The following is a 24,654-nucleotide window of genomic DNA, read 5'->3' on the forward strand; positions in this document are numbered from 1 at the left end:
AGGGATTCTCCCATCCCGCCCTCTCAACACAGTGATACACCTACACGACCCGTCTCACGAAACGTTGACACAGAGGGAGCTGAGGATCACGACCTCGGTCGAGCTCCTCACCTCGATCACTTCTGGGTGGGTCGTTGGTTGACCACGAAGAGCCGCACCTAGGGCTGCGTGCTCGTCGAGGAGACCCGTGATGAAGCTCAGCTGTGGCTCCGTCAACACCTGTTCCAGCAGCGGGCTGGAGGGATTGGGCGGATCCCAGAAGTCCGCCTCGGCCTCGTAGTACGCCTGGTATCCCTGAATCGCGGCGTCGGCCATCTCTCGTGGTACGCAGCCCGATGCGCTCCGAATCCGGACCGCATCGACCTTCCAACCTTGGTCCGATCTGACCAGGTCAGCCTCGTACCAGACGCCGACATTGTCAGTGAATGACGGAGCCAGCAGCACGCAGTCCTCGATGGTGGCGCTATTCCCCTGCTCGGCCGTGACAGTCGGGTGTAGCGACACATCAGTCTCGATCGGGCCTTGTCCGGACTCGCGCTGCCGTTCGAAGAGAACAGTCGCGCCTTCGACAACCTGCGCCGATGCGACTGCCTCAAGCGGCGCGGGATCGAGATCCTCGGAAGCCCGGACCTCGGTCCACGCCTCCCAATACGACGACCACGCCGCCTCAACGCCGGTATCTGTCGGAAGCTCCGTCGTCGAGGTCGTAGCCGCCGATGTGGACGTTGACGTTGCCGGCGGGTCGGCTGTGGTCGTGGTGGAAGTCGACGATGTGGGCACAGGCGTGGTCGTGGTCGTCGTGCCCGCCGCGTCCGTACAGGCGCCGAGCGCCAGCAGCGCCGCCAAGGCAACGCTGACAACAGACGGCGGCCGGAAAGGACCACCGAACCCCGCTAACGAGCGTCGTGTGCTCATACAGCTACTCCCCGTGGCTATCAACCCTACGCTCCTCGAACCAGATCTGGGCAGGTGGAACGCGATCGTGCATGTCTCCCTGTAAGGGGCGCGGGTGCCCGAGAGACGCGACAACCCTGTCATTTCGATGTCACAGACCCTCCAACCGCTGCTGGAGGGTGTGCAACGCCAAAGAACCGCCAGCCTCATGCCCGGACGATCCCACGACACCCTGTCACCAGAGTGTCAGCAACCCTGTCAGAAACCCTCCAACGACCGTATCGGGACCGTCGTTTCGGCCGATCTTGCCTTTTGGGCCGGGATGGACACCTGGATGATCGTGGTCCTCCCCGCAACCGGTGAGCGGGCGCCACACCGACACCCGGGTGACACGCCCGCGATGGATCATCGCTGAGATGGCGGCTGTAATAAGAGCGGCGCCTCGTCGGCCTGTCGATCGCCACCAGGGAGATCCCGGACATGCGACGGTGTCGCCGTTTGATCGCGTGACTTCGTGATCGTGCGTTCGCTCCGACTGGTCGTCCCGCTCGCGCTGTTGGTTGACCAGGGAGACAGTGAACACCAGACCCACGTCGCAGATGTTCAAGACCGTGGTTGCACCGGCACGGCCGCTCCCTAGCTGGCCAGCAGCTGAACCTGAAACTGGCGGGGAAGGAGGTCGTGAAGCCCCAGCTCATCCACGAGCCGAGCTAGGTTCTGCCAGACCCGCCGTCGTATGGCTTCGGGACGGAATCCAAGTTCGTCGGCGAGCCGACGCTCGACGATGCTCACGTTGCCCGGCCGTCGGGGTGGCTCCTCCCCACGGTCGCCAAACGGATGATCCGTCTCAGTGAGAATCCTATCGAGTGGAACAAGGCGCAGAGCGGCCCATTTCCCCACCTGTGATGCGTTCACCGAGAAGTATGCACCAAGGTCGACCGCGCGCTCGGTTGCCGCGTCGTTGCCGAGCCACCAGTGCAGCACAACGCCCTCAGGCCGATGCCGCTCGAGGATGTCAAGCACTTCCTTCGTGGCGCGGTAACTATGTACCGAGACGATTCGAGGTGTTTCGGCAAGCACGCCGATCACCTGATCGAACACATCTTTCTGAGCGTCGAGCGGCACCCTCGCGCTGCCGTCGAGCCCGACCTCACCAACAACCGCGGTGGCGGCAAGCGCGGCTCTAAGGACATGAGGTGAGAAGGTCCGGACTGCTCTGGCTAGGCCCGGATGGCAGCCCACACCCCACGCGACGGCACGATCCGTACGCATTTCGACTTCCCGGAACTCCGCAAGGCTCCGAGTGACCGACACGATGCAAGCACGTAGATGGTCAAGTTCGGCCGGGGCTATGCCCGACTCGATGTGTGCGTGCATGTCGAGCGGCAGCAACACCTAGGTGACCCGTGCGAGGTCCGGCAGGATGTCCACAACCGCCGCAAGCTCTTTCAGTCCGCGATTGGCGACGTCGAGGGCATCACCAACCAACACGTGATCGGGCAATCCCGCTGACAGTAGATCGGCGGCGCTCACCCCTCGACCCCCTGCGTATCGGACCGTCAGGATCTCCCGGCGCGCGGCGCTCCGAAGCCGAGCAGGCTGACTCCCAGGATTGATCGCCGTGTGGAGATAGGTCGTCTGGTCCTCCAACCCGGCGGCAAGAAACGCCGACCGACGCACCAGACAGCCGAAGCAGACTCCACATTGAGTGTCCGGGCTAAGGCCCGTCCCGGTTGCCCAGCGAACGTGGGCGCATGAGTGCGACATAGAGAGCAGCTTCGAGGCCGGACCAGCCCCGAGTAGACCCGCAACCTCGGTGTACATCTGGCCCTTCGTCATCTTCTCGAACGGGTTGGCCAGCTCGCCGTATCCACCAAGGCTCGCAGTCACCCTCTGGATGTTGTTGAGCACGACAGGATGTGTTGTGCGGGTGGAGAGCGCGCCTCGACGCTCCCCGGCGAGCGGAGGATTCAGCGCGGCATAGCCGTTCTCGGCGACCCATAGGGGCACCCGCGGTTCGATGGATGCGTGGGCAAGACCCAACGAAATAAAGAGCAGGCTGCGGCTGCGGCGTGTGGGCTCGTCGCCGAAGGTTCCGCCCCCGAGCTGATTCGAACGACGCTGGAGCTGATGTTGGCGCAGGTGAACCTGATCCGGGAATCGTCGAGCAAGCCACCGGGCAAGCCGCGTCTGGTAGGCCGAATGGCCGGCCCAATCCCAATGCGAGATGAGTAGCAGACGCTCACCAGCCGCGAGTGATCGGACTGCACCGCAGAGTGAGTCGGCGCCACCGCTGAATAACAGCACTCGGTCGACCTCGGGCCGCTCTGACAGCCGCTGGGGCTTCCTCGCCGCTCGTCTGCGGAATGTGAGCATCCACCCGTCGGCCGACAGTATCTCCAGCGTCTTAGCGAGCTCCTCGCTTACGCGCTCCCAACGATCGACATCGAACACGGGCAAGTGGAGATCGATGTCCCGGGCCCAGCCCTTCGATGGTCGCCTCACGGTTCGATCGGCCAGGAACACCAACACCGCCAGCGCCACAAGATCGGTATTCGCATCACCAACGTCGCCGATGGCCGCCAGCTGCGGGTCAAGCGTGGTGCGGAACGAAGTCTCCCTGGATGCCGACCGCCATAGGAACTCCGTAGTCGTCAGGGGCCGCGCTCGCGGCCACTTGCCGTCGATGATAAGTCGACGAGCGGTCATGATGAAGGTCCTCCGACGCGTTCGAGACTTCCGAGCGCTGAAGCGATCGCGGTCTCGAAGTCACCAGCGGTAAGTGGTCTGTCATCCGGAAGGCCACCAGCTTCGACGGTCGCCTCCAGCGCGGCCCGCATCTCGGCCTCGACGCGCCTGCTGTCGTAGCCGTTGGCTGCATGGTTGCGAATGGTCGGACCGGCTTCAGTGATCCAAACCTGCCAGACATACTCGACGACCCAACGATTCGCCAGGTCGATAGGCAAGGGCTCGGACTCTTCATTCAGGGCCCACAGAATCAGCTCGGCGTTGGCCAGCCGCAACTCGCTTTCATTAACTCCACCGCTTGGCCCCATTGCGGCTTCAAGCAGGCGCTTGGCTTGCTCATGCCTCGGTAAGCCGGTCAGCTCGTCCAGCGACAGCCCGAGCTCTTGTAGCGCACCTGCGTGGCCGCCTCGCAGACCGTACACACCAACTGCTGCCCGACCGCCGACTGACGATGCGCGGGCGGTCGAACGTCCGCGTCCTCCACCTTGGGTACCGGAGCCGCGCCCGACGCCTCCTCCACCGCCGGTGCCTCCACCTCCACTTGACATGGCAAGGCGACGGCCGAGGCGACCGACCAGAGTCGCGAGCGCTGGGCTCATCGGTCGGCGATCCCCTGAGCCAGGCGGAGCAGTGTCAACCGGAGTAGGCGTGTCAGCTGGATCCCCGTCGCCAGATCCGCTTCCCGCTCCACCGCCACCGCTGTCAAGCCACTCCTGAGTCTGGCTGCCAATGCCTGACCAGCCAGCGGATCCGCCGTACGCACCGGACGTTCCCACCTGCTACGTCTCCCTCAGGGCTTCGCGGCCAGCGTTGCGAACCAGATCACTCACGTCGGGACTGTCGACCCACTCGCGTACTAGCGCCTGAAACTCGGCTGGCTGATTCTGCGCAAGGAGCGCTATCGGTACTCCAGCAGTGATCGCTCCGTGCGCCATCCGCCTCAGCTCATCGACCACGGTGCCCGCCACACCAGCTGTCACCGCCAACCCAGAGATCGATTCGGCAAGCGCCTTCTGGGCGTCGGGAGCCCGCTGCTGGCGAAGCGAGACCGCGAGGAAGCCAGCGATCGCCGCCTGTTTCGCGTCGTCAAGCTTGAGCGCCTCCTTCAAGCCCTGACGTCGCTTCACTGCCGATGCCTCGCCCAGGTCCGAGGCAATCGGACGCAGTTCCGCAGGAAGCGAGGCGGCCTCGATGGTCTCTCCGCGTAGAGATGCCGCGAGGAGGAGGTATTGGGACAGATCCTCGCCGGAGAGGTCAGGCGGAAGCTGGCCCCACTCGCGCACGCCCTGACTGTGGTCACCCCCGCCCTTCTCGAGTTCGGCGACCTTCTCGGCGACGGAGCCCGCTGCCAGCCAGCTCAGCATCTGGCCGAATAGCTCGGGGTAGTGCAGTTCGGCGAGCATCAGCTTGGCGAGGGCGTCGGGGTGCAACACGATGCCACGGGCCGATGCGAAGGACATCCGGAGCCAGTACGCATTCAGGAACCGTTTGAGACGACGGGGGTTGCCAGCGCTTTGGCGATGCAACAGAGGTGTCAACTGCTGCGCAAGCACAATGTCTGCGCGTCGATCGTCGGGCATCGTATCGCCGAGTCGCTCAGTGATCCGGCCGCAGGCGGACGGCCGCGTGGCCTTGATTCGGTCGACCGCGGCGTCAACCTGATCGACGTCCGCCAGCATTAGGAGCGCCAAGTACTCCTCTGTATGTTCCCTGCTGAGAGCGGGGACGCGCACGGGAACCTGGACGATCTTCTCCATGTACTGCCGAGCGGTGATCGGCTGCCCGGTGGTGGCGAGGCGGCGCCCGATCGCATTGGCTACGTTGTCCTCGTCGGCTGCGATCACGAAGGCCATCCGCTTGACGGATAGGAAGAGCTTGATGGCCTCCAGGGTCTCGACGACGGTATCTGGCAACGACCGGTCGAGGTCGTCCACGAGCACGACTACCCGTTCGAGTGGGGCGAGCTTCGGATCCTGCATTAGTGCTTCGAACTGCGAGCGGAACCCCTGCAACGTTGGGTCCGAGGGTTCCGCCTTGTCCTCGGCGTTTTCGTCGAACAGATCGATCAGGCTGCCGACGCCAGGAAGCGTGGCCGTCAATGCAGACGAGGCAGCCAGCTTCATGGCCTTCGCAAACTTCACTCGACGGCGCAGCTTGTGGAGCGCGTCCTTGACGGCATCAAACCGTGACTGGTTCTTCTTGAGCGCAGCCTCGAGCCCACCGAGGACCTCGTCGATTAGTCCCGTAGTGGGGTCGGTCTTGTTGTCGTACTCCCAGGGACTGACGAAGAGACAGAGCACGTCCTCGCGATCGGCGAGCCGCTTCTTGAGTAGGTGGAGAACGGTGGTCTTGCCGCCGCCCCACGGTGCGTTCACCCCGACTGTAACCGGATCGAGATCGCGGCGGCGGACGATTTCATCGACGACGTCGACGACGTCCTCGAAGCCCAGCAAGTCGACTGTGCTCGGGTTGTCGTCCCGAAGTGGCATCGCCTGATGGGAGGTAGTCCGCGCTCCGCTCATCGGCCGGCAACACTCCCTCGAGTCGGTCGGCCCCATCTCGCAGGCCAGACATCTTGTATCGGCACGACAGCCCGGCTCATGGATCAGCAATCGTCGTTTCGGCGGATCTTCTTATCAGCGCCAGCGAACTCCCCGGCGATGATCCGATCTGCCATGTTGCGCGCGTCGGCCTCGTTCTCGTAGCCCTGACTCCCGTCAGTTGCGATGACTTGCCCATTGTCGGCAGTGAGTTGCCACGCCCACCTGCAGTCCTTGCGCTGGTACAGCAGTCGAGTTGCCATGAGGGCTACCTCCGGTCTCGGGGTGGGTAGGGGTCATTGCCGGGGGCCACCGTGTCCGAATCTCGGATCCGACCGTCTCGGCCGTGTATCACAACCTCGCCGCCGCCGACGTTGCCGACGATCTCGCGAGCGCGGCCTATCGCATCGGCCTGTGTGCCGTGGTGACTGCTGGCGCGTTCGGCATTGGGTGCAACGACGTCCCAGCCGCCTTCGGGGTTCGGTACGACGTGGCGATCGCTTGGCTTGCTCATTGGTACAGTGCTCCTTTCCGCCTCATAGAGAACCGCTCGACAGTCTGGACCTGGTCCCATCGGGGCTCGGGATTACCGGAAACCACGCGGGATTCCGTCACCTCAGATTACACGCGTGTTGTTTATGGTGGAACACTTTTCCGCGGACGGACGCAGCATGGGGTCAACCCCGTGCGAGTCCCGTGTGACTCCATTTATCAGATTGTCACGGCCTGTCAGCAGCCCTGTCACAGATCCTGTCACAAACCCTCCAACTGCACATGTAGCCGGCAGTTTTGGCCGATGAGACAGGACACTTTGTGACCCACCGTCTGGGCACTCTGGTAACAGTCCGATGACAGGGTCGGTCCTCACGATGCAGCCATGGATACCTTCGATCGCCTTCTCACCACCCAGCAACTGGCCGAGTACCTGGCGGTGCCCGTCGCGACCCTGTACGCCTGGAGACACGCCGGCGAGGGTCCACCCGGCTTTCGTGTGGGGAAGCACATACGCTACCGCTGGGGTGATGTCGACCAGTGGGTACGCAGCCAACTCCACTCAACCGCCGGACGAACTCGTTGACCGGACCTCGCACCAGCATCTACGGTGAACACGAGTGCTGCCACAGGGTGAAGGAGGCTGCGCGTGGCCCACATTCGACGACATCCCAACGCCCGTCATCGGTGGCAGGTCCGCTACGTCGACCCACATGGCAAGGAGCGATCGAAAAACTTCGCCCGCAAAGTCGACGCCGAGAAGTTCGTCCACACGGTGGAGGTCCAGAAGATCCGAGGCGAGTGGACCGACCCGGCCGCCGGAAAGGTCAACTTCTCCGAATGGGCCGCCCAGGTCGATGCCACCCGCCCCAACCGACGCGAGTCGACCAGAGCACGCGACTCCTCCTACCTGAGGAACTTGATACTGCCGACCTTCGGCGATGCGGAGATCGGTGCGGTACGACCAAACGAGATCAGAGCCTGGATCGCCGATCTGCAGGATCAAGGCTATGCCCCCGGTACGATCGCCAAGGCCTATCAGATCCTGTCACGCGCCTTCCGAGTGGCGGTCACCGACGGTCTCATCGCCCGCACCCCGTGTCGGGAGATCAAACTCCCCAAGGACGACCGCGACGAGAAACGCTTCCTGACCGTCTCTGAGATCGAGCAACTCGCCGACGCCATCGGCCCCCGTTACCGGGTCTGGGTTCTCACCGCCGCGTACACGGGACTTCGATTCGGCGAACTCGCCGCTCTTCGCACCGACGACCTCGACCTGCTCCGTCGCACCCTCCGCGTCGACGAGCAGCTCAGCAGGCAGGGCTCCTGGCAGATGGTGGCCGGACCACTCAAATCCAAGAAGGCCTACCGCACCATCGGCATCCCTGGCTTCCTCTGCGACGAGCTGGCGGCCCACCTCACCGATTACCCGTCGGCGTCGGACCTGGTGTTCTCCCACGCCCAAGGCGGGCCGCTTGACTACAACCGGTTCCGCCGCCGCCACTGGAACCCCGCCGTTGCCGCCTCCGTATGCACGCCTTGCACCCCACATGATCTCCGGCACACCCACGTGGCCATGCTGATCGCCGAGAAGCAATCACCGCGATACATCGCCGACCGGCTTGGACATGAGAGCACAAGAACGGTGCTCGACGTCTACGGACACCTTTACGAAGGCGTCGACGAGGCGGCGATGGAGGGTCTCGATCGCCTCCGATCGGAAGGCGTGGCCGACCTCGGGCGGCCGCCAGACGGGTCGAATGTCGTGTCGATGGACACCAGATCGACGAAGCCCTAGTCAGTTGGCCTGCTTGGCTGGGCTCCAGCGTCCTGGGCAGCCGTCGCAGTCCGACCACACGCGCTCGGCAGGTTCGCCGTTGACGAGCTGGCGGGCGTCGTCGGCGAGGACGACACCGACGAGGTGCCCTTGAGGGTCGGAAACTACCACGAGCCTGGTGCCGCGTTTGTCCATCCGCTCGAGAAGGTCGTGCAGAGACCCGTCGGGCCTGACCGTGGTCGGCCCGAGTTCCATGACGGTGTCGACAGCAACTTCGGCGTCAACGTCCCAGGCTGACCCCCTGAGGCGCCCAATCACGATGCCGTCGCAGTCGACCACGAGCGCTTCATCCCATCCCGCCTCATTGGCTCGTCGGCGTGCGATGCCGAGTAGTTCATCTGGTTGGACGGTCGGGATATCAGGTCGGGTGGCATTGGAAATGCGGTGATCGGGCTCTTCGGTGCCCTCAACATCGAGGCCGGCGGCCTTCCAGTCGGCAATACCAGCGGTGTAGTCATAGACCTGTTCAAATCCGAGTGCTTCGAGCCGGCACGCGGCTCGTGGAGACATGTCTCACAAACCATCGTGTCAGTACACGACCACCGGTTTATCCCGACGCAACACCGACGTGGACTCAGCGTCGAGACGGCGAAGCGGAATGCTGACCGCACCGGGGATGTGTCGCGAGGTGTACTCGGCGTCGGGAAGCACATCCACGACTTGGGCCTGCTGGTTGATGAGTTCGAGTAGCCGGGCCCGGTCGATGGCGGTGACCATGTCAGCTCGCCGCTTCGATCGCCGCTCGGAGTTGGTCGAGGCTCGGCGACCCAGCATAGCCGTCGTCGGCCGCATATACCCGGCAGGACAGACCCACCGGGGCATCAGGGTCGGCGAACGGATCGACCCCATCGATGAGGACGGTGGGTGAGCCTCGGAACCTGTGCCGTTCGGCTGCTTCCGGTGTTTCGATCAGCTGCCGGGCGAGGATCAGATCGAATCCCTCGGATCGGAGAGTCTCGAGGTGGGCGTCGGTCTCCTTCCAGTTGGGACAACCGTTGAAGTACTGCAATGTGACTCTCATGACATCTACCTCACGTTGTCTCATCGATGACATGGCACACACAGGACTGCGGCCAATGGTCAACGATCGAGTCCATGCGCTCCTGTAGGGCCTGTAGTTCAGAACGGAGACGGGTCAATTCAGCGATCCGATCATCGACCGCCTCCACCTCGCGAGTAATCGCGTCGCGGACCGGTTGACACGGCGCCTCGCCCGACGTCCACAGCTGGACGATCTCCCGGACGTCATCGAGCGGCAACTCGAGCGCACGCAGCCGGCGCACGAACCGCATCAACTCGACGTCGCCCTGGTCGTAGTCGCGATATCCGGCGTCGCTGCGCGCCGGTGCAGGCAGCACACCAGCGGACTCGTAGAAACGAATCGCCGACGCCTCCAGAGATGCTTGTTCTGCAGCGTGTCCAATCCTCATAGTCAATACCCTAAACCTTCGAGCTACTCGAAGGTCAAGCAGGAACCGCCGAAAGCTCACCGCGAACCCGACAATGCCGGGGCCGGACAGATCAACCTTCCCGAGGAGCTATAGCGCGCACTCACCCGCGTTTGGGATCCGGGAATCTCGAACCCATCGCGGCTACCACTACCCGGCGATCAGCCTTCCACCGACCTGCAAGAGGGCCTGGCGAGGTCGAAAGCCGACATGTGACATCGGGAACGGAAGCGTCCGAAAAGCGTCGCCTCGCAGTTGCCCGGCGGCGCCGAGGACGCGGGCCCAGGTGATCTCTAGCCAGGTCCTATCCGGAACTCTGACGGACACTAGACGGACACCAGGGCCAACAGGAGGCCCACTGCTAGACCCGAAAATGCCAGAATCCCCTGTGTTTACAGGGGATTCTGAGGTGGGCGCTACTGGGATCGAACCAGTGACCTCTGCCGTGTGAAGGCTTGTCGGGGCAGTTCCGTGACCTGGGAGTCTTCTCAGAAATGCCTTCTGAACAGGGCTTTCGTGCTTTGCTCCCCTTCGTCGTTTCGCACTGTTTCGCGCCCGTCTGTGTCAGATCGGTGTCGGATTCAATCACTGGCCAGTGCATCGGTCAATGCTTCGTATCCGCCCTGGCATCTAGTCTCATCAGTGGCCGGTCAAAACGCCAGAGTGGAGCGATCGTGAAATCCGATACCGTCGACCTGAGGCTGCTCTTTGGGAAGGACGTGCGATACCTCGTCCCTCTCTTCCAGCGCCCATATGTCTGGAATCAAGTAGAGCACTGGGAACCCCTCTGGGCCGACGTGTTGACAATCGTCGACGCCTACCTCCGCGATCCGAAGCAAGCGGCCCCCCATTTTCTTGGCGCCGTGGTACTTGATCATGTATCGACGCAGGTGGCCGAACTCGAAGCTCGCCAGGTCATCGACGGCCAGCAACGGCTCACCACACTGCAGATCCTGATTGCGGCTTGTCGAGATGTCGCAGACAAGGCGGGCTTCGATAAGCAGGCTCGCGTCCTGGCAAAGCTCACCGACAATGACGAGGATCTGATCGCCGAGACCCACCACATGCTGAAAGTCTGGCCGACGAACGTCGATCGATCCTCCTTCAGTGCTGTGATGGCCGGAGAAGCCAAACAGGCCGACAGACGGTCGCCGATCACGCGGGCCCATGAGTACTTCGTCAAGACCACCTCACTATGGCTCGATGAAGTTGACGACACCGAGGACGCCCTCGCTGCATTGTCGGCCGTTCTCCGGTCCTTACTCAAGATCGTCGTGATCGATCTTGAGCACAACGACAACGCCCAGGTCATCTTCGAGACGCTCAATGCCCGCGGCACTCCCCTACGCGCGTCTGATCTGATCAAGAATCTCCTATTCCAGCGGGCGACAGATGCCGGCGAGGACGTCGAGAAACTGTACGAGACCTACTGGCGCGAGTTCGAGGAACCCGGATGGCGAAAGGAGGTCAGACAGGGCCGGCTCAAGCGCCTCCGCTTGGATGTCTTCCTAAGCCATTACCTCACGATGGAGAAGGGCTCAGAGATCGGCGTCAGCTCTCTCTTCGAGGAGTTCCGATCGTTCACCGCTGCATCCACCGAATCGGTCGAGCATCTCCTCATAGACCTTCGGAAGTACGGCGCCATCTATGACCTCTTCGATGAGCTGCCACCCGATGATCCCCGTGGGCTCTTCTTCTATCGGCTCCGGACCATGCAGGCCACAACCGCTGACCCGCTGCTCCTGTACCTATTCGGATTGGACGAGGAGACCCTCCCGAAGGAGTCCCTCAACGGGATCCTCCGAAAGCTCGAGGCGTACCTCGTTCGCCGGATGGTGTCGCGACTCACTACCAAGAACTACAACGTAGTGTTCCTCGGGCTCCTTCAAGCGGTGAAAGAGGACCCGACCGACGCCGTAGGTGTCGTCGAGAGGTACCTATCAGGGCTTGAAGGCGACAGCCAGTTCTGGCCCGCTAACAACACCTTCCGCAGGGCACTCGAGACGGGCGAGCTGTATCGGACACTGTCTCGCGCTCGACTTCGAATCGTCCTCGAGGCTCTCGAGGACGCCACAAAGAGCAAATACGCCGAGAATCTCCTCGTGCTCGACAAGCTCACCATCGAGCATCTCATGCCCCAGTCGTGGGAGGCACATTGGCCCCTACCTGCAGACAAGCATCACCTCGAGGCTGAGCAGGCCCGCGAACAGCGGATCCACAGACTTGGCAACCTCACCTTGGCGACCAAGAAGCTCAACCCCAAGCTTTCCAACGGCCCGTGGAGTACGAAGCGTTCCGACATCCTCGAACACAGTGCCCTCGCTCTGAATCGGAGCCTCCCCGATGAGTGGCATGAAGACTCGATTGACCAGCGCGGGGCTGCGCTTGCAGAGGTCGCGATCGGCATCTGGCCAGGACCCTCGGAAGACGGCACGAAGCGCGAGGTCGCTGGGGCTGCGGACGAGGCCCAAGAGGAGCCGTTCCGCACCGAGCCGATCACAGCTGACGATCTGACGGTGGGCCGCCTACGAATCCCAATCGAATCGGCCGTACTCCTGCCGGCCGACGACGACGAGGTGGACGTTGTCCTTCGAGGGACGCAAGCGTCAGCGTATTGGCAGGTTGCACTCGCAGGCGACGGTGATGGCCTCGGCTTGCTCACGCTCGACGCCAGTTTGCTCGGCCGACTTACGGAAGTGGACGATTCGCTGATCCTCACCGACTCAGAAGGTTCCGAGATCTACCTCGACTGAGCGGCCACTGGAGAGGACGTATCGGACAGCCGCACTTCGAGTCGTCAGTTCGGGTTGCTCGACGGCGCTACCCTTGGATCTCATCCAAGAACGGGGTCCTTGCATGGCTTCCAAGAAGCGGCTGTTGCCGACCGGCGAGTGCTGGTGCGGATGCGGAAATGAGACCGGTATCGGATCGTTCTTTAAACCCGGGCACGACAAGCTCGCTGAGTCTGCCGTCATCCTCACACAGTTCGGTGGCATCGCCGAATTCCTCGACCACTTCGGGTTCGGACCGGGAGGGAAGAACCCCTCCGAAGAGCTCGAGGCCTGGAGGGCGAGTGGCGGGCAGATACGGTGATGCGCAGCCTGTGCCGACCGGGGAGGAATCGGGTTTGGTCAGCGTGACGCACGGATCCCCACAGCGCCGGCCAGGGCCGGTCGACCTTTCTCGGCTGAAGTCCCACCTCTGGAACTGCGCCGACATCCTGCGGGGCAGCGCTGTCGATCGGACCGATTGGAAGGGGTACATCCTTCCGCTGTTGTTCTTCAAACGGATCTGCGACGTGTACGACGAAGAGACGGCCGAGGCGACTGAGTTGTTCGGCGATGTCGAGCCGGTCGACTTCCCGGAGGTTCACCGGTTCACTATTCCTGATGGCGCTCACTGGCGGGACGTTCGTGAAACCCCTGCCAACGTGGGTGCTGCTCTGTCTCATGCGATGCGTGAGATCGAGCTTGCCAACCCCGACACCCTTTACCGGGTCTTCGGTACCGCCGACTGGGGCAACCGGGAGATGCTTACCGATGAGATCCTCAAAGACCTCATTGAAGCCCTGTCGGAGGTTTCGCTCGGCAATCGGGCGGTTGGTTCCGACATCCTGGGCGACGCCTATGAGTACCTGATCGGGAAGTTCGCCGATATCACCAAACGTAAGAAGGCTGGTGAGTTCTACACGCCCCGAAGCGTCGTGCGGATGATGGTTGACCTGCTCGACCCTAGGGAGGGCGAGAGCGTCTACGACCCCGCCTGCGGTACAGGAGGCATGTTGTTGGGCGCCATCGAGCATGTAGAGCGCGCCGGCGGCGACCCGCGCACATTCTTCGGGAAGATCTTCGGACAGGAGAAAAACCTCACAACCTCGTCCATTGCTCGCATGAACCTCGTGCTTCACGGCATCGAGGACTTCCAGATCGTCCGTGAAGACACGCTGCGGAATCCGGCCTTCACCGATTCGGCCACCGGCGGGCTCGCCACGTTCGACTGCGTCATCGCCAATCCACCGTTCTCGCTCAAGGAGTGGGGTATTGAGATCTGGGAGTCTGACCCGTGGGGCCGAGCGGTGTTCGGACTTCCACCCAAGAGCTACGGCGACTTTGCCTGGGTGCAACACATGACCGCGTCGATGGCCGACGGCACCGGGCGCATGGCCGTCGTTCTCCCTCAGGGGGCACTGTTCAGGAAGGGTGCGGAAGGCAAGATCCGCAAGGCCATGCTTCAAGAGGACCTGATCGAAGCAGTGATCGGTCTGGCCCCAAACATCTTCTATGGCACCGGCCTCGCTCCCGCCATCCTGACCCTCCGCCGCACCAAGCCGGCCGACCGCAAGGGCAAGGTCTTGATGGTCGATGCGTCGAGCCTCTTCCGAAAGGGCCGGGCGCAGAACTTCCTCGACTCCGAGCACGCCGACCGAATCGTCAAATGGGTGCAAGCCTTCGAAGACGTCGAGGACCGGGCCAAGGTCGTCGACCTCAAAGAGATCGCGAAGGAGGACTGGACGCTCAATATCTCGCGCTATGTGCTGCCGCCGATCGGCGAAGACATCCCGCCACTACCCGAAGCGGTCGCCGCGTTCAAAGAAGCTCTTACGGAAGCCCGCGCCGCCGAAGACCGGCTCCGCGAGATACTCATCGGGGGAGGATGGCTCCAATGAGCAAAGCACCCGAACACCTCAGCCAACAAGAGCTTGAGTCCTACCTGTGGGGTGCCGCCAACCTGCTACGCGGCCTTATCGACGCCGGCGACTACAAGCAGTACGTCTTCCCGCTGCTCTTCTTCAAGCGCCTCTCTGACGTCTGGGACGCGGAGTACCACAACGCCCTCGCTGAGACCGGCGATGAGGTCTACGCCCGCTCCACTGCCGACGACCGCTTCAACATCCCCGACGGTGCCCACTGGTCCGATGTCCGCAACGCGTCACGCGACGTGGGGCGGGCGCTGCTGAATGCTTTCCGGGCCATCGAAGCCGCCAATCCCGAGCGTCTAGCCAGCGTCTTTGGTAATGCTTCGTGGACCGACAAGGCACAGATGCCCGATGAGACGCTCAAGAACCTGATTGAGCATCTCTCCCGACACCCCCTGAGTCTTGCCGCGGTTCCCGAAGACGAACTCGGGAACGCCTACGAGTACCTCATCAAGCAGTTCGCCGACGACAGCGGACACACCGCCCAGGAGTTCTACACCAACCGCACTCTCGTCCACCTGATGACCCAGATGCTCGAACCGCAAGCCGGCGAGCGTATCTACGACCCCACCGTCGGAACCGGCGGCATGCTCATCTCGGCCCTCGCCGAAGTGAAGCGGCGCGGTGATGACGCCCGCACACTCGGCCTCTACGGCCAAGAGCTGATCCACACCACGGCCTCGATTGCCCGCATGAACCTCGTTCTCCATGGCGTCGAGGATTTCCGCATCGCCACCGGCAACACACTCAGCGAACCCGCCTTCATCGAACGCGACCGGTTGATGACCTTCAACGTGGTCCTCGCCAACCCGCCATATTCGATCAAGAAGTGGAACCGCGAGGCGTGGCAGACCGACCCTTGGGGCCGAAACTTCCTCGGCGCTCCACCCCAAGGCCGCGCGGATTATGCCTTCTTTCAGCACATCCTCAGAAGCCTTGATCCCGAGACCGGCCGCTGCGCCGTCCTCTTCCCCCACGGCGTGCTCTTCCGCAACGAAGAAGCCGCAATGCGCCACAAACTGATCGAACTGGACCTTCTCGAATGCGTCCTTGGCCTCGGACCCAACCTCTTCTACAACTCGCCCATGGAAGCCTGCGTGGTCGTCTGCCGCACGCAGAAGCCGCCTGAACGGCAGGGTCGCATCCTGTTCATCGATGCCGTGCACGAGGTCGCCCGCGATCGCGCCCAGAGCTTTCTCAAGCCCGAACACCAGGAACGGATCCTCAAGGCCTACCAAGCATTCGACGACCAGCCCGGCTTCGCCGCGGTAGCCACCATCGACGAGGTCCTAGCCAAGGACGGCAACCTCTCAATCCCCCGCTACGTGCGGCCCGTCGTCGAGGCATCCGGAAGCAATCCCCACGGCGACGTCAAGACCCTGTGGTCCGGGCTAGAAGCGAGCGGCCGCGAGTTCTGGCAGCAGATGGACGCGGTCGTGGACATGCTCGACGGCATGCTCACTGCGGAGGCCAACCATGGTTGAGCCAGCGACAAAGCGGCGCTGGACGCGGGTCGCGTTTGGCGACGTCGTGCGAAAGGTCTCGGACCGCGTCGATCCTGAGACATCCGGCCTGGAGCGCTATGTGGCCGGCGAGCACATGGACACTGACAACCTGCGGATTAGCCGCTGGGGAACGACCGGCGACGGTTACCTCGGTCCAGCATTCCACATGCGCTTCAAGCCTGGCCAGGTGCTGTACGGCTCGCGTCGTACCTACCTTCGAAAGGTTGCTGTGGCCGACTTCGCGGGGATAACGGCGAACACCACGTTTGTGCTCGAGCCCGAGGATCCGAACGTCCTACTTCCAGAGCTTCTACCGTTCATCATGCAGACGGAGTCGTTCCACGACCACTCAATCAAACAGTCGAAGGGCTCAGTTAACCCATACATCAACTACTCGGACCTCGCATGGTACGAGTTCGCCCTGCCGCCTGTTGAAGAGCAGCGCCGAATCGCGGAGGGCATCGCTGCACTAGGCACCACCGTCGAGACTCTCAAGGCGGTTGTCGATTCGTCCACGAGGGTAGCGCTTGCTGTCGTGGATGACAGTCTGCGAGCGACGGATGCCGTGGAAATGCGCGTCGATCAAGCGTTCGAAGTGCAGATCGGTCGACAACGCGCGCCCAAGTATGCAACTGGGACTCAAGCCTGTCGTTATCTCAGGGCAGCGAACATCAAGGACGGACGTCTGCTGCTTGATGACGTACTGGAGATGGACTTCACCGCTGACGAGAGAAGGACGTTCCGTCTGACAACGGGCGACGTTCTGATTACCGAAGGTTGTGGTAGTCCTGAAGAGTTGGGAGCCACGGCACGGTGGAGTGGCGAGCTGTCGGACGACGTTTGCTTCCAGAACACGCTGCTGAGACTTCGGCCGAGGAAGGGCGTAACGACAGCAGGATTCGCATACGCCTGGGCACGTCATGCATACAAGTCGGGGAAATTCCTGCGGGTCGCTCGCGGTTCGAACATCCTGCACATCGGTAGTAAGCGGCTCTCTGCGATGCCCATGAAGGTTCCACAACTGCGAGCCCAGGATGATCTCGAAGAGATGTTGGTTCGCGTCGAAATCGCCTCCAGCAACGCCAGTCAGCGGCGGAGCGCTTTGGAATCAGCACGGCGCCGCATACTCAACGAAAACTTAGGTGAGAGCAGTGAGTAATTTCAGCGAAGCCAACACCGTGGAAGCATTCATCCGTGACCTGCTTTGCGGTGGCGTCACCCACCACACCGCTGTCGGTCCGGGCCTCGCCCATCGGCTCGGCCAGGTCTCAGGAGCCGGCTGGCACTACCTCTCGCCGCATGACTTGCCGCGCCAGCCCACCGAGATCCTCGTTGAGGGTCATCTCAGGGAGGCGCTGATTCGACTTAATCCCGAGGTCGCAGCAGAGCTAGACCGTGCCGACGATGTGCTCTACAAGTTGCGCGCCATCCTTATGGGGGTTCGCAGCGATGGGCTGGTCAAGGCCAACGAGGAGTTCGCAGCTTGGCTAACCGGCGAGCGGTCGATGCCTTTCGGCAAGAACGGCGAGCACGTCACCATTCGCCTCATCGACTTCGACGACCTCGAACAGAACCAGTACGTGGTCACCACCCAGTACACGGTGCGTGCCGGCGGAGCAGAGAAGCGCGCCGATCTTGTTCTGCTAGTGAACGGCATCCCGCTAGTCGTGATCGAGGCCAAGACGCCGGTGCGTTCGAGCGAGAGCTGGTTCGATGGAGCGATTCAGGTGCATGACGACTATGAGCGCAACGTGCCCGAGCTGTTCGTACCAAACGTGTTCTCGGTTGCGACTGAGGGCAAGGAGTTCCGTTACGGATCGATCGGACTGCCAGTCGATCTCTGGGGTCCATGGAGGATCGACGCCGACACCCGAGCGCCAAGTCTTCAGCAGATCGAACAGGCCGTATCCTCGCAGCTCGGTCCGCATGTCGTGCTCGACCTTCTCGCCAACTTCACGGCGTATGCGACGGACAGCAAGAAGCGCCGCATCAAGATCATCGCCCGCTATCAACAGTATGAGGGCGCCAACCTGATCGTCGAACGAGTCGTGGCGGGACAACCGAAGAAGGGCCTCATCTGGCATTTCCAGGGCTCGGGCAAGTCGCTGTTGATGCTCTTCGCCGCCCGCAAGCTGCGCCTGCACCCGGCTCTGAAGAATCCCACGGTGATGATCGTGGTCGACCGGATCGACCTCGACACACAGATCTCGAGCACCTTCTATGCCGCCGACACCCCGAACCTGGTGAAAGCCGAGACCCGCGCCGAACTGCAACGGCTACTCGAACAGGACGTCCGCAAGATCATCATCACGACGATCTTCAAGTTCGGTGAAGCCGACGGAGTGGTGAACGACCGCAGCAATATCATCGCTCTGGTCGACGAGGCTCACCGCACGCAGGAGGGCGACCTCGGCCGCAAGATGCGTCAGGCGTTGCCCAACGCCTTCCTTTTCGGCCTCACCGGCACGCCCATCAACCGCGCAGACCGCAACACCTTCTACGCCTTCGGGGCCGAGGGCGACGAGCACGGATACATGAGCCGCTACGGGTTCGAGGAGTCGATCCGAGACGGGGCCACCATGCCCCTCCACTTCGAGCCACGGCTGGTGGAGCTCCACATCGACAAAGACGCCATCGACGAAGCGTTCAAGGAGCTCACTGGTGGCCTGAGCGACCTCGACCGCGAGCAGCTCGCCAGGACCGCCGCACAGATGGCGGTACTCGTGAAGGCGCCCGACCGGGTGCAGAGGATCTGTGCCGATATCGCCAAGCACTACCAGGACAAAGTCGAGCCGAACGGCTTCGGCGCCCAGGTCGTGACCTTTGATCGCGAAGCGTGCATGCTTTACAAGAGAGCCCTAGACGAGTATCTACCGTCCGAGGTCTCCGACGTCGTCATGACCGTGAACAGCGGCGAAGACGACTATGCGCCGTGGCGTCGGGGTCGTGACGACGAGGAGAAGCTACTCGACCGCTTCCGCGACCCAGCAGACCCGCTGAAGATACTCATCGTCACCTCGAAGCTCCTCACCGGCTTCGACGCCCCGATCCTGCACGCCATGTACCTCGACAAGCCACTTCGCGACCACACTCTGCTACAGGCGATCTGCCGAACCAACCGACCCCATGGGAAGGCCAAGACCCACGGGCTTATCGTCGACTACCTCGGCGTCTTCGACGACGTCGCCCAGGCGATCCAGTTCGACGAGGAAGGCATCACCCGGGTCGTCACCAATATCAACGAACTGGTCGCACAATTGCCTGGGGCCATCACGAGGTGTCTCTACCGCTTCGCCGGCGTTGATCGCATGGTTGCGGGTTACGAAGGTCTTATTGCTGCCCAAGATTGCCTTCCCGACAACGAGACCCGCGACAGATTCGCGGAGGACTTCAGCTACCTGAGCCGGCTATGGGAGGCCATCTCGCCCGACCCGATCCTGGGCAGCTATGAGACCGACTACCGGTGGCTGACCCAGGTCTACGAGTCGGTGAAACCCTCCACCGGCACCGGCAAGCTGCTCTGGCACGCACTTGGTCCCAAGACGATCGAGCTCATCCACGAGCACTTGCAGGTCGATGCGGTGCGCGACGACCTCGACACCCTGGTATTGGACGCCGATCTCCTGGAAGCTGTGCTCGGGACGCCAGACCCGAATAGGAAAGCCAAGGAGATCGAGATCAAAGTCGCACGTCGGCTCCGCAAGCATCTGCATGATCCGCGTTTCAAGGAACTCGGCCAACGGCTCGAAGACCTGAAGCTGAAACACGAACAGGGAGTCCTGTTGAGTGTTGAGTTCCTGAAGGAGTTGCTCAACCTGGCCCGCGACGTCGTACAAGCTGAACGAACCGCCGAACCGATCGCCGAGGAGGACCTGGGTAAGGCGGCCCTGACCGAACTGTTCGAAGAAGCGAAGAACGAGAAGACCCCAATCATGGTCGAGCGGGTCGTCAACGACATAGACGAGATCGTTCGGGTCGTCCGGTTCGACGGATGGCAAAACACCCACGCCGGCGAACGCCAGGTCAAGCTGGCGCTCCGCAAGACCCTGTTCAAGTACAAGCTCCACCAGGACCAGGAGTTGTTTGACCGCGCCTACGGCTACATCAGGCAGTATTACTGATGCCTCCCTTCTCTCCTGGCAAGCGTGTGATCGTCCTCGGCGCCGGTGCTAGCCGCGGCGCCAGCACCAGCGAGGGGAAGCTGTGCCAGCCACCTCTGAACGCTGACTTCTTCACTCAGCTGCAGCGAATCGCCACCTCGAAGCATGAAGACAAGGTTGCCGCGATCGTTAAAGACATCGTGGGCCTGTTCGGACCAAATTTCAGTCTGACGATGGAGGAGTACTTCACACAGCTCGAATCCATGGCTCTCATGTCCCGGATGGCGGCATCCAAGGACCGCAACTTCTCTCCGGCCGAGATCCGGGAGAAACGAACCAGGTTGATGGCTGCGCTGGCTGCTGTCCTCGAGGTGTCGACAGATGTTTCGAAGAAGGCAAGCGCCGTGTGCGATCACCATGCGGCAATCGTCAATCGCTTGCAGCCACAGGACACCATCATCAGCTTCAATTACGACTGCGTCGCAGATCATGCTCTCCGCCGCGGCGGAAACGGCAAGTGGTCAGCCAAGTACGGGTATGGGTTCTCCAAACCGGGCCGGATCGTTGGCCATGACAACTGGGACGCCGCTGATCCGCCGAAGAAAGTCCAAGGGACGATCAACTTGCTCAAGCTCCACGGCTCTCTGAATTGGCAGCTACCCCCCGCCAACGATGCGGAGACGGGCCCCATACGGCTCAAACAGCGCCTGTACGAGCAGAACGGGATTCCGAAGTTCACGATCATCCCGCCGGAGTTCATCAAGCAGATCGACGCTGACCCGAACTTCGAAGCACTATGGAGAAACGCAGAGCGGGCTATTCGAGGTGCCGAGGTAATCGCCCTCGTCGGGTTCTCCTTCACACCCACAGATCTTCACGTCGAATCGCTTTTCCGGATCGCCCTCGCGAAGAGCCCTCTCAAGACGCTCGTGATCGCGAATCCGTCACCGACTGACAGACGCCGGATCCGGTCCGTATTCGCTCGACCGCTCGAACGGGGCTGTGTCGTGCGCCAGTACGACTACCTCAGTGACTTCGCGAAATACGTCGCCACCAACCCATTCTGAATGCCAGATCGATCCATGCAGCTGGGTCCCGAAGCGAGACGACAGAAAGTAGATATCGCTGGAATCCGAACTGCCACCGCGCACCCGCTGGATCCAGATATGGTCGAGTCGCACCTGCTGCCGGAAAAAGAGGGCGATCAGCTCTTCGCCCACGCTTGGCACGATGGCCTCTCCTCGCTGCCGATCGGCAGTCGTCGAGGACGGCTCGCCGGCACCACCGGCCACATTGCCGAGTCAATCGTAGAAACCGTCCTCGTGGATATCGGCTACACACCGCTCTGGCATTTCGCTGCCGGCGGGCACGGGGTGGATTTGGTCCTGATCACACCGCAATTCGACGCAGTTCTTGCCATCGAGGTCAAGGGGACACTGAGGCCCGGCCGATTGCCGAGCCTGCGCCGAGCCGACCTTGATCAGATGACACCCGAATGGTTGGAGAAGTCAGACAATCCCGGCATGAAGGAGTGGAATCTCACCGCTGAAGATGTCTTCGGCGCGGTGTTCCTCGTCAACTTCGCGGACCGCCTGATCAAGGCGGGCGTCACCAGTGACTTCAGAACAGTACTCCCTGTCGATCGGTTGGACGATCTCGCCGACCTGAGTTGGCTGGACGCCTGACAAGGACTCGGAGCGAGGCGGTTTCTACCGCAGCAGTCGCCCGATTCGTTGCTCGGCATAGGGATGCGAACGGCCACGCCTGAATGGGGTGGCACCGTCGAGGGGCCGTTCGTACACGTCGAGATACTCGATCAGCTCGAAGGCATAGCCGAGCTTCTTGGCGTACCGGTCGGCGCTGAGCTCGCCGTGGCGGAGGTAGGCCGCCCAGAGTGACCGCATGATCGGCAACTCCCACGAGCCGCCGCCCGAGAAGATCCGCACAATCCGTGCGGCGATGAACTGGCCCTCCATCTCCAGGTACACGCGAAGTGCTCTCAAACCCAGGAATTCGAGGCGGACCAGTGCGAGGAGTATGTCACCGGTGAGGGTGGCGATGTGACCGCACTCGTGGGCCAGGGCAGCCTCCATTGACGGATGGCCGATCATCCCGCTGTGAACGTAGATGGTCCGTCCAAGCGTCTGTGCGTTTGGCACGGGGTCGTCGATCACGAACCATGCCATTGGAGTCGTGGCGCCTCGCTTCTTCAGGCCCTCCAGCACCGGCTTGACGATCGCTTTCTCCCGAGGGCTCGGCCTCCGGGCACCCAGCTCCCAGTACAGCCCCCAGCCACCTGGCACGCCTACGAGGAACGTCGCCCACGACAGCGCCAGGGGCAACAGCCCTGCCGTGGTTGCCACGGCAAGTGCGATCTCCTCCGGCGCACCAAGAGCGCGGGCAATCCCGTATCCGGCGAGACCGCGGGCGAGCACGTTGAGCTGCTCCAGCATGAGGCAGAGAAAGAAGAGCGGCGCTGCGATCATCGTGTCCTCCTCGCCTCGATTGTCGAGATCTCTCTATCCAATCGCAGAGGTGTGACAGAAACGCGAGCCGCCCGGCCTTGGGAGATGACGAAACACTCCCCTACCTCGAGCTGACGAACCTTGTCCGGGTGCACTCGGAAGGCGTCCTGCTGGCGAAGGCTACCCAGCCCCGTAGGTCCACCCTCGGTCGAAACCTGGATGGTGCGCTCGATGCTCGGCCGCGTACCGGCTCGCCCCGCCAGACGCTCCGGATCGGCGCTCTGGTGACAGATGAGCCCCGCCGCGGCGTCGAGGATCCGGTCTGCACCTGCGCCCAGCCCGGCGTAGGACTGGCTCGACACAATCACCGCCGCCCCAAGGCTCCGCACCCGCTCGAACAGGTTTGCGGCGTCGGCGTCCATCGACAGCGCCGAGAACTCGTCCACGATCAGCAGCACCCGGCGGTCGATCGGCTTGCGTCGGGCGACGTAGTGGGCGAAGTCCTCAACCAGGAACCGGCCCAGACCGGCGGCCTCCTCCTTGAGGGCGAGTCCGTCAAGCAGCACGTAGGCAGCATCGGCGTCTTCGAACGCCCACCTCCCGTCGAGCTTCCCTTCGAGCACCTCGAAGAACCCCCGATACCGTGCCACAGCGCCCTGCGCCTCCTTGCCTTGGCCCCGTGCCTGCAGTCGGTCGATCAGATCAACAGCCGAGCGAGGTGGGCCGATCGGGTGTTTCACCGCTTCGGCCAGCAAGAGCTTGGTGACTGCGCGGTAGTAGGGCTCAGAGAAGTCCTCGACCGCCATCAGTCGGTTGAGCAGGGCAAGGGGTTCGCCCCGCCAGCCGTCGTACGGCTCGTCCGGGAACACCTTCAGCCGTTGCACGCCGGCCTGCCCCATTGCCCCAACGAATCGGTGAACGTTCGACGGGTCTCCCTTGGCGTCGATGTAGAGGATCTGCCAACCGAGATTTGCCGCCGCACCGTAGGCGAGGCGCAGCAGTGTCTCGGTCTTGCCGGAGCCGGTTCCACCCACGACGACGAGGTGTCGGCCGAGCACCGTCGCCGGATAGAAGACCGTCCCGTTGTGGATCCAGTCGATGAGGTCGCCGCCTTGCGCCTCGCCAAGCAGAATCGACGCCGGCGCCGCCCTCGCTGTGCTCCTCGGTCGCAGCAACCTCATCAGGCACCGTCCAGGGGAACGACCTGGATTCGCTGTTGCTGGTCGGGGGTGAGCTTCTCGATGGCTCGCCGAACGCCCCGTTCCGCTGCCGGCGCTGTGTAGTAGCGGGTCTGCTGGTAGTCGTGGGAGTGCCAGGCCACGATGTCCACCAGGCGCTTCAGGTGCTTCGGGGTCAGCTCCACCTCGACCGCCACAGTGACGTTCCCGAGGAGCAGTTCGGCATCCGGTAGGTGGTGCGGATCCAATGCCGACCCGAAGGTGTGCATAAGACGCTCGGACTGCCATCCGAGATCACTGTTGCTGGCCTCCAGGCCTCTCCTGACTTCGCCGCACCAGAAGACGTGGGACAGCCACATGGGCCTCGGCACGAGATACTTGACCTGCAGACCGACGGCTCGCAGCCCTGCTCGGGACAACCACACCCAGCCGGGCTCGGCGTAGAGGATCTTCCGCGTCTCGACCAAACCGGCCCGCGTCCACCGCTCAACGACCCGTCGCGTGCGCCGCTCGGACAGAACGCCCTCGACGCTCGTCTCAGAGCCCGGCTGGGACCCCAGCAGCCGGGCCAGCTGATCGATCCGAACCGCGTACTGCTCACCGATCCACCGCAACGCCCACAGGTCCCGATCCGTCAACCGAATCTCCCCCGCATCCCTTCTTATCCCCCTTACCCCACCCTGACTTACCCCCAACAACCTCACACTCACCACCATCTCCCCTCTCCCCTACTACTCACTTCCACCGCCCC

At 62.6% G+C, this 24,654-nt stretch carries 25 protein-coding genes; 10 read left to right on the forward strand and 15 right to left on the reverse strand.

The annotated features are described in order from the left end of the window. Positions 1-54: 54 nt before the first annotated feature. The 8 genes from P1T08_13415 to P1T08_13450 all read right to left on the reverse strand — a co-directional run bounded on the left by P1T08_13415 (position 55) and on the right by P1T08_13450 (position 6,696). On the reverse strand, positions 55-915 hold the full coding sequence (locus tag P1T08_13415; GenBank protein MDF1597073.1) for a hypothetical protein: 861 nt from the start codon (positions 913-915) through the stop codon (positions 55-57). 615 nt (positions 916-1,530) lie between these two features. Continuing rightward, a complete protein-coding gene (locus tag P1T08_13420) occupies positions 1,531-2,271 on the reverse strand; it encodes a TatD family hydrolase (GenBank protein ID MDF1597074.1) in 741 nt (246 codons plus the stop codon). A gap of 18 nt (positions 2,272-2,289) precedes the next feature. Next, entirely contained in the window at positions 2,290-3,603 is a 1,314-nt protein-coding gene (locus tag P1T08_13425) for a hypothetical protein (GenBank protein MDF1597075.1), read from the reverse strand. After that, positions 3,600-4,241: a hypothetical protein gene (locus P1T08_13430; GenBank protein ID MDF1597076.1), complete on the reverse strand. Its 642-nt coding sequence runs from the start codon at positions 4,239-4,241 to the stop codon at positions 3,600-3,602. Before P1T08_13430 ends, P1T08_13425 begins: the two co-directional genes overlap by 4 nt. Then, complete coding sequence (locus tag P1T08_13435) at positions 4,238-4,405, reverse strand: hypothetical protein (GenBank protein MDF1597077.1); 168 nt, start codon at positions 4,403-4,405, stop codon at positions 4,238-4,240. Before P1T08_13435 ends, P1T08_13430 begins: the two co-directional genes overlap by 4 nt. A gap of 16 nt (positions 4,406-4,421) precedes the next feature. Next, positions 4,422-6,131 (reverse strand): P-loop NTPase fold protein, encoded by a 1,710-nt coding sequence (locus tag P1T08_13440; protein ID MDF1597078.1) that lies wholly within the window; start codon positions 6,129-6,131, stop codon positions 4,422-4,424. Positions 6,132-6,247: 116 nt separating this feature from the next. Then, the gene (locus P1T08_13445) at positions 6,248-6,445 is read right to left on the reverse strand and encodes a YegP family protein (protein MDF1597079.1); all 198 of its coding nucleotides are present in this window, start codon (positions 6,443-6,445) and stop codon (positions 6,248-6,250) included. A gap of 5 nt (positions 6,446-6,450) precedes the next feature. Beyond that, a complete protein-coding gene (locus tag P1T08_13450; protein MDF1597080.1) occupies positions 6,451-6,696 on the reverse strand; it encodes a DUF2188 domain-containing protein in 246 nt (81 codons plus the stop codon). A gap of 363 nt (positions 6,697-7,059) precedes the next feature. On the opposite strand from P1T08_13450, the gene P1T08_13455 reads away from it, so the two are divergent. Together P1T08_13455 and P1T08_13460 are read left to right on the forward strand one after the other, a co-directional pair. Continuing rightward, positions 7,060-7,260 carry a helix-turn-helix domain-containing protein gene (locus tag P1T08_13455; protein MDF1597081.1) on the forward strand — a complete coding sequence of 67 codons (201 nt, stop codon included), beginning with the start codon at positions 7,060-7,062 and terminating at the stop codon, positions 7,258-7,260. A gap of 63 nt (positions 7,261-7,323) precedes the next feature. Next, positions 7,324-8,472 carry a tyrosine-type recombinase/integrase gene (locus P1T08_13460; GenBank protein ID MDF1597082.1) on the forward strand — a complete coding sequence of 383 codons (1,149 nt, stop codon included), beginning with the start codon at positions 7,324-7,326 and terminating at the stop codon, positions 8,470-8,472. Here the strand turns inward: P1T08_13460 and P1T08_13465 are convergent, their stop codons facing one another. The 4 genes from P1T08_13465 to P1T08_13480 are packed head-to-tail and all read right to left on the reverse strand — an operon-like array spanning position 8,473 to position 9,941. Beyond that, positions 8,473-9,021 carry a CBS domain-containing protein gene (locus tag P1T08_13465; protein MDF1597083.1) on the reverse strand — a complete coding sequence of 183 codons (549 nt, stop codon included), beginning with the start codon at positions 9,019-9,021 and terminating at the stop codon, positions 8,473-8,475. It lies immediately after the preceding gene. An 18-nt stretch (positions 9,022-9,039) separates the two neighbouring features. Continuing rightward, positions 9,040-9,228, reverse strand: a complete 189-nt coding sequence (locus tag P1T08_13470) for a rhodanese-like domain-containing protein (GenBank protein ID MDF1597084.1) — start codon at positions 9,226-9,228, stop codon at positions 9,040-9,042. Position 9,229: 1 nt separating this feature from the next. Beyond that, positions 9,230-9,532: a thioredoxin family protein gene (locus P1T08_13475; GenBank protein MDF1597085.1), complete on the reverse strand. Its 303-nt coding sequence runs from the start codon at positions 9,530-9,532 to the stop codon at positions 9,230-9,232. A gap of 10 nt (positions 9,533-9,542) precedes the next feature. Next, positions 9,543-9,941: a MerR family DNA-binding protein gene (locus P1T08_13480; protein MDF1597086.1), complete on the reverse strand. Its 399-nt coding sequence runs from the start codon at positions 9,939-9,941 to the stop codon at positions 9,543-9,545. 692 nt (positions 9,942-10,633) lie between these two features. Here P1T08_13480 and P1T08_13485 point away from each other — a divergent pair. From P1T08_13485 to P1T08_13520, 8 genes are all read left to right on the forward strand, one after another. Then, positions 10,634-12,712, forward strand: a complete 2,079-nt coding sequence (locus P1T08_13485) for a DUF262 domain-containing protein (protein ID MDF1597087.1) — start codon at positions 10,634-10,636, stop codon at positions 12,710-12,712. Positions 12,713-12,815: 103 nt separating this feature from the next. After that, the gene (locus tag P1T08_13490) at positions 12,816-13,052 is read left to right on the forward strand and encodes a hypothetical protein (protein MDF1597088.1); all 237 of its coding nucleotides are present in this window, start codon (positions 12,816-12,818) and stop codon (positions 13,050-13,052) included. A 43-nt stretch (positions 13,053-13,095) separates the two neighbouring features. After that, the gene (locus P1T08_13495) at positions 13,096-14,625 is read left to right on the forward strand and encodes a class I SAM-dependent DNA methyltransferase (GenBank protein MDF1597089.1); all 1,530 of its coding nucleotides are present in this window, start codon (positions 13,096-13,098) and stop codon (positions 14,623-14,625) included. After that, the gene (locus P1T08_13500; protein MDF1597090.1) at positions 14,613-16,139 is read left to right on the forward strand and encodes a class I SAM-dependent DNA methyltransferase; all 1,527 of its coding nucleotides are present in this window, start codon (positions 14,613-14,615) and stop codon (positions 16,137-16,139) included. Before P1T08_13495 ends, P1T08_13500 begins: the two co-directional genes overlap by 13 nt. Next, positions 16,132-17,319, forward strand: a complete 1,188-nt coding sequence (locus P1T08_13505; GenBank protein MDF1597091.1) for a restriction endonuclease subunit S — start codon at positions 16,132-16,134, stop codon at positions 17,317-17,319. The genes P1T08_13500 and P1T08_13505 overlap by 8 nt, the downstream gene beginning before the upstream one ends. Continuing rightward, positions 17,312-20,281 (forward strand): type I restriction endonuclease subunit R, encoded by a 2,970-nt coding sequence (locus P1T08_13510; protein MDF1597092.1) that lies wholly within the window; start codon positions 17,312-17,314, stop codon positions 20,279-20,281. Before P1T08_13505 ends, P1T08_13510 begins: the two co-directional genes overlap by 8 nt. Before the next feature lie 26 nt (positions 20,282-20,307). Then, positions 20,308-21,327, forward strand: a complete 1,020-nt coding sequence (locus P1T08_13515) for a hypothetical protein (protein MDF1597093.1) — start codon at positions 20,308-20,310, stop codon at positions 21,325-21,327. After that, complete coding sequence (locus tag P1T08_13520) at positions 21,328-21,945, forward strand: hypothetical protein (GenBank protein ID MDF1597094.1); 618 nt, start codon at positions 21,328-21,330, stop codon at positions 21,943-21,945. It begins immediately after the preceding gene. 24 nt (positions 21,946-21,969) lie between these two features. On the opposite strand, the gene P1T08_13525 is transcribed toward P1T08_13520, so the two are convergent. From P1T08_13525 to P1T08_13535, 3 genes are read right to left on the reverse strand one after another with little or no spacing between them, the layout of a single operon-like run. Beyond that, positions 21,970-22,746 (reverse strand): M48 family metalloprotease, encoded by a 777-nt coding sequence (locus P1T08_13525; protein MDF1597095.1) that lies wholly within the window; start codon positions 22,744-22,746, stop codon positions 21,970-21,972. Then, positions 22,743-23,906 carry a DUF853 family protein gene (locus tag P1T08_13530; GenBank protein ID MDF1597096.1) on the reverse strand — a complete coding sequence of 388 codons (1,164 nt, stop codon included), beginning with the start codon at positions 23,904-23,906 and terminating at the stop codon, positions 22,743-22,745. The genes P1T08_13525 and P1T08_13530 overlap by 4 nt, the downstream gene beginning before the upstream one ends. Next, on the reverse strand, positions 23,906-24,541 hold the full coding sequence (locus P1T08_13535; GenBank protein MDF1597097.1) for a hypothetical protein: 636 nt from the start codon (positions 24,539-24,541) through the stop codon (positions 23,906-23,908). The genes P1T08_13530 and P1T08_13535 overlap by 1 nt, the downstream gene beginning before the upstream one ends. Between the last annotated feature and the right edge of the window lie 113 nt (positions 24,542-24,654).

Source organism: Acidimicrobiia bacterium, from assembly GCA_029210695.1.
GTDB lineage: Bacteria > Actinomycetota > Acidimicrobiia > Spongiisociales > JAHEDJ01 > JAHEDJ01.

Bases quoted from the DNA above. Each gene is read 5' to 3' on its own strand.
- P1T08_13415 (MDF1597073.1), bottom strand. From the start codon at position 915: ATGAGCACACGACGCTCGTTAGCGGGGTTCGGTGGTCCTTTCCGGCCG.
- P1T08_13420 (MDF1597074.1), bottom strand. From the start codon at position 2,271: ATGCACGCACACATCGAGTCGGGCATAGCCCCGGCCGAACTTGACCAT.
- P1T08_13425 (MDF1597075.1), bottom strand. From the start codon at position 3,603: ATGACCGCTCGTCGACTTATCATCGACGGCAAGTGGCCGCGAGCGCGG.
- P1T08_13430 (MDF1597076.1), bottom strand. From the start codon at position 4,241: ATGAGCCCAGCGCTCGCGACTCTGGTCGGTCGCCTCGGCCGTCGCCTT.
- P1T08_13440 (MDF1597078.1), bottom strand. From the start codon at position 6,131: ATGCCACTTCGGGACGACAACCCGAGCACAGTCGACTTGCTGGGCTTC.
- P1T08_13445 (MDF1597079.1), bottom strand. From the start codon at position 6,445: ATGGCAACTCGACTGCTGTACCAGCGCAAGGACTGCAGGTGGGCGTGG.
- P1T08_13450 (MDF1597080.1), bottom strand. From the start codon at position 6,696: ATGAGCAAGCCAAGCGATCGCCACGTCGTACCGAACCCCGAAGGCGGC.
- P1T08_13455 (MDF1597081.1), top strand. From the start codon at position 7,060: ATGGATACCTTCGATCGCCTTCTCACCACCCAGCAACTGGCCGAGTAC.
- P1T08_13465 (MDF1597083.1), bottom strand. From the start codon at position 9,021: ATGTCTCCACGAGCCGCGTGCCGGCTCGAAGCACTCGGATTTGAACAG.
- P1T08_13470 (MDF1597084.1), bottom strand. From the start codon at position 9,228: ATGGTCACCGCCATCGACCGGGCCCGGCTACTCGAACTCATCAACCAG.
- P1T08_13475 (MDF1597085.1), bottom strand. From the start codon at position 9,532: ATGAGAGTCACATTGCAGTACTTCAACGGTTGTCCCAACTGGAAGGAG.
- P1T08_13480 (MDF1597086.1), bottom strand. From the start codon at position 9,941: ATGAGGATTGGACACGCTGCAGAACAAGCATCTCTGGAGGCGTCGGCG.
- P1T08_13490 (MDF1597088.1), top strand. From the start codon at position 12,816: ATGGCTTCCAAGAAGCGGCTGTTGCCGACCGGCGAGTGCTGGTGCGGA.
- P1T08_13500 (MDF1597090.1), top strand. From the start codon at position 14,613: ATGGCTCCAATGAGCAAAGCACCCGAACACCTCAGCCAACAAGAGCTT.
- P1T08_13505 (MDF1597091.1), top strand. From the start codon at position 16,132: ATGGTTGAGCCAGCGACAAAGCGGCGCTGGACGCGGGTCGCGTTTGGC.
- P1T08_13520 (MDF1597094.1), top strand. From the start codon at position 21,328: ATGCCAGATCGATCCATGCAGCTGGGTCCCGAAGCGAGACGACAGAAA.
- P1T08_13525 (MDF1597095.1), bottom strand. From the start codon at position 22,746: ATGATCGCAGCGCCGCTCTTCTTTCTCTGCCTCATGCTGGAGCAGCTC.
- P1T08_13530 (MDF1597096.1), bottom strand. From the start codon at position 23,906: ATGAGGTTGCTGCGACCGAGGAGCACAGCGAGGGCGGCGCCGGCGTCG.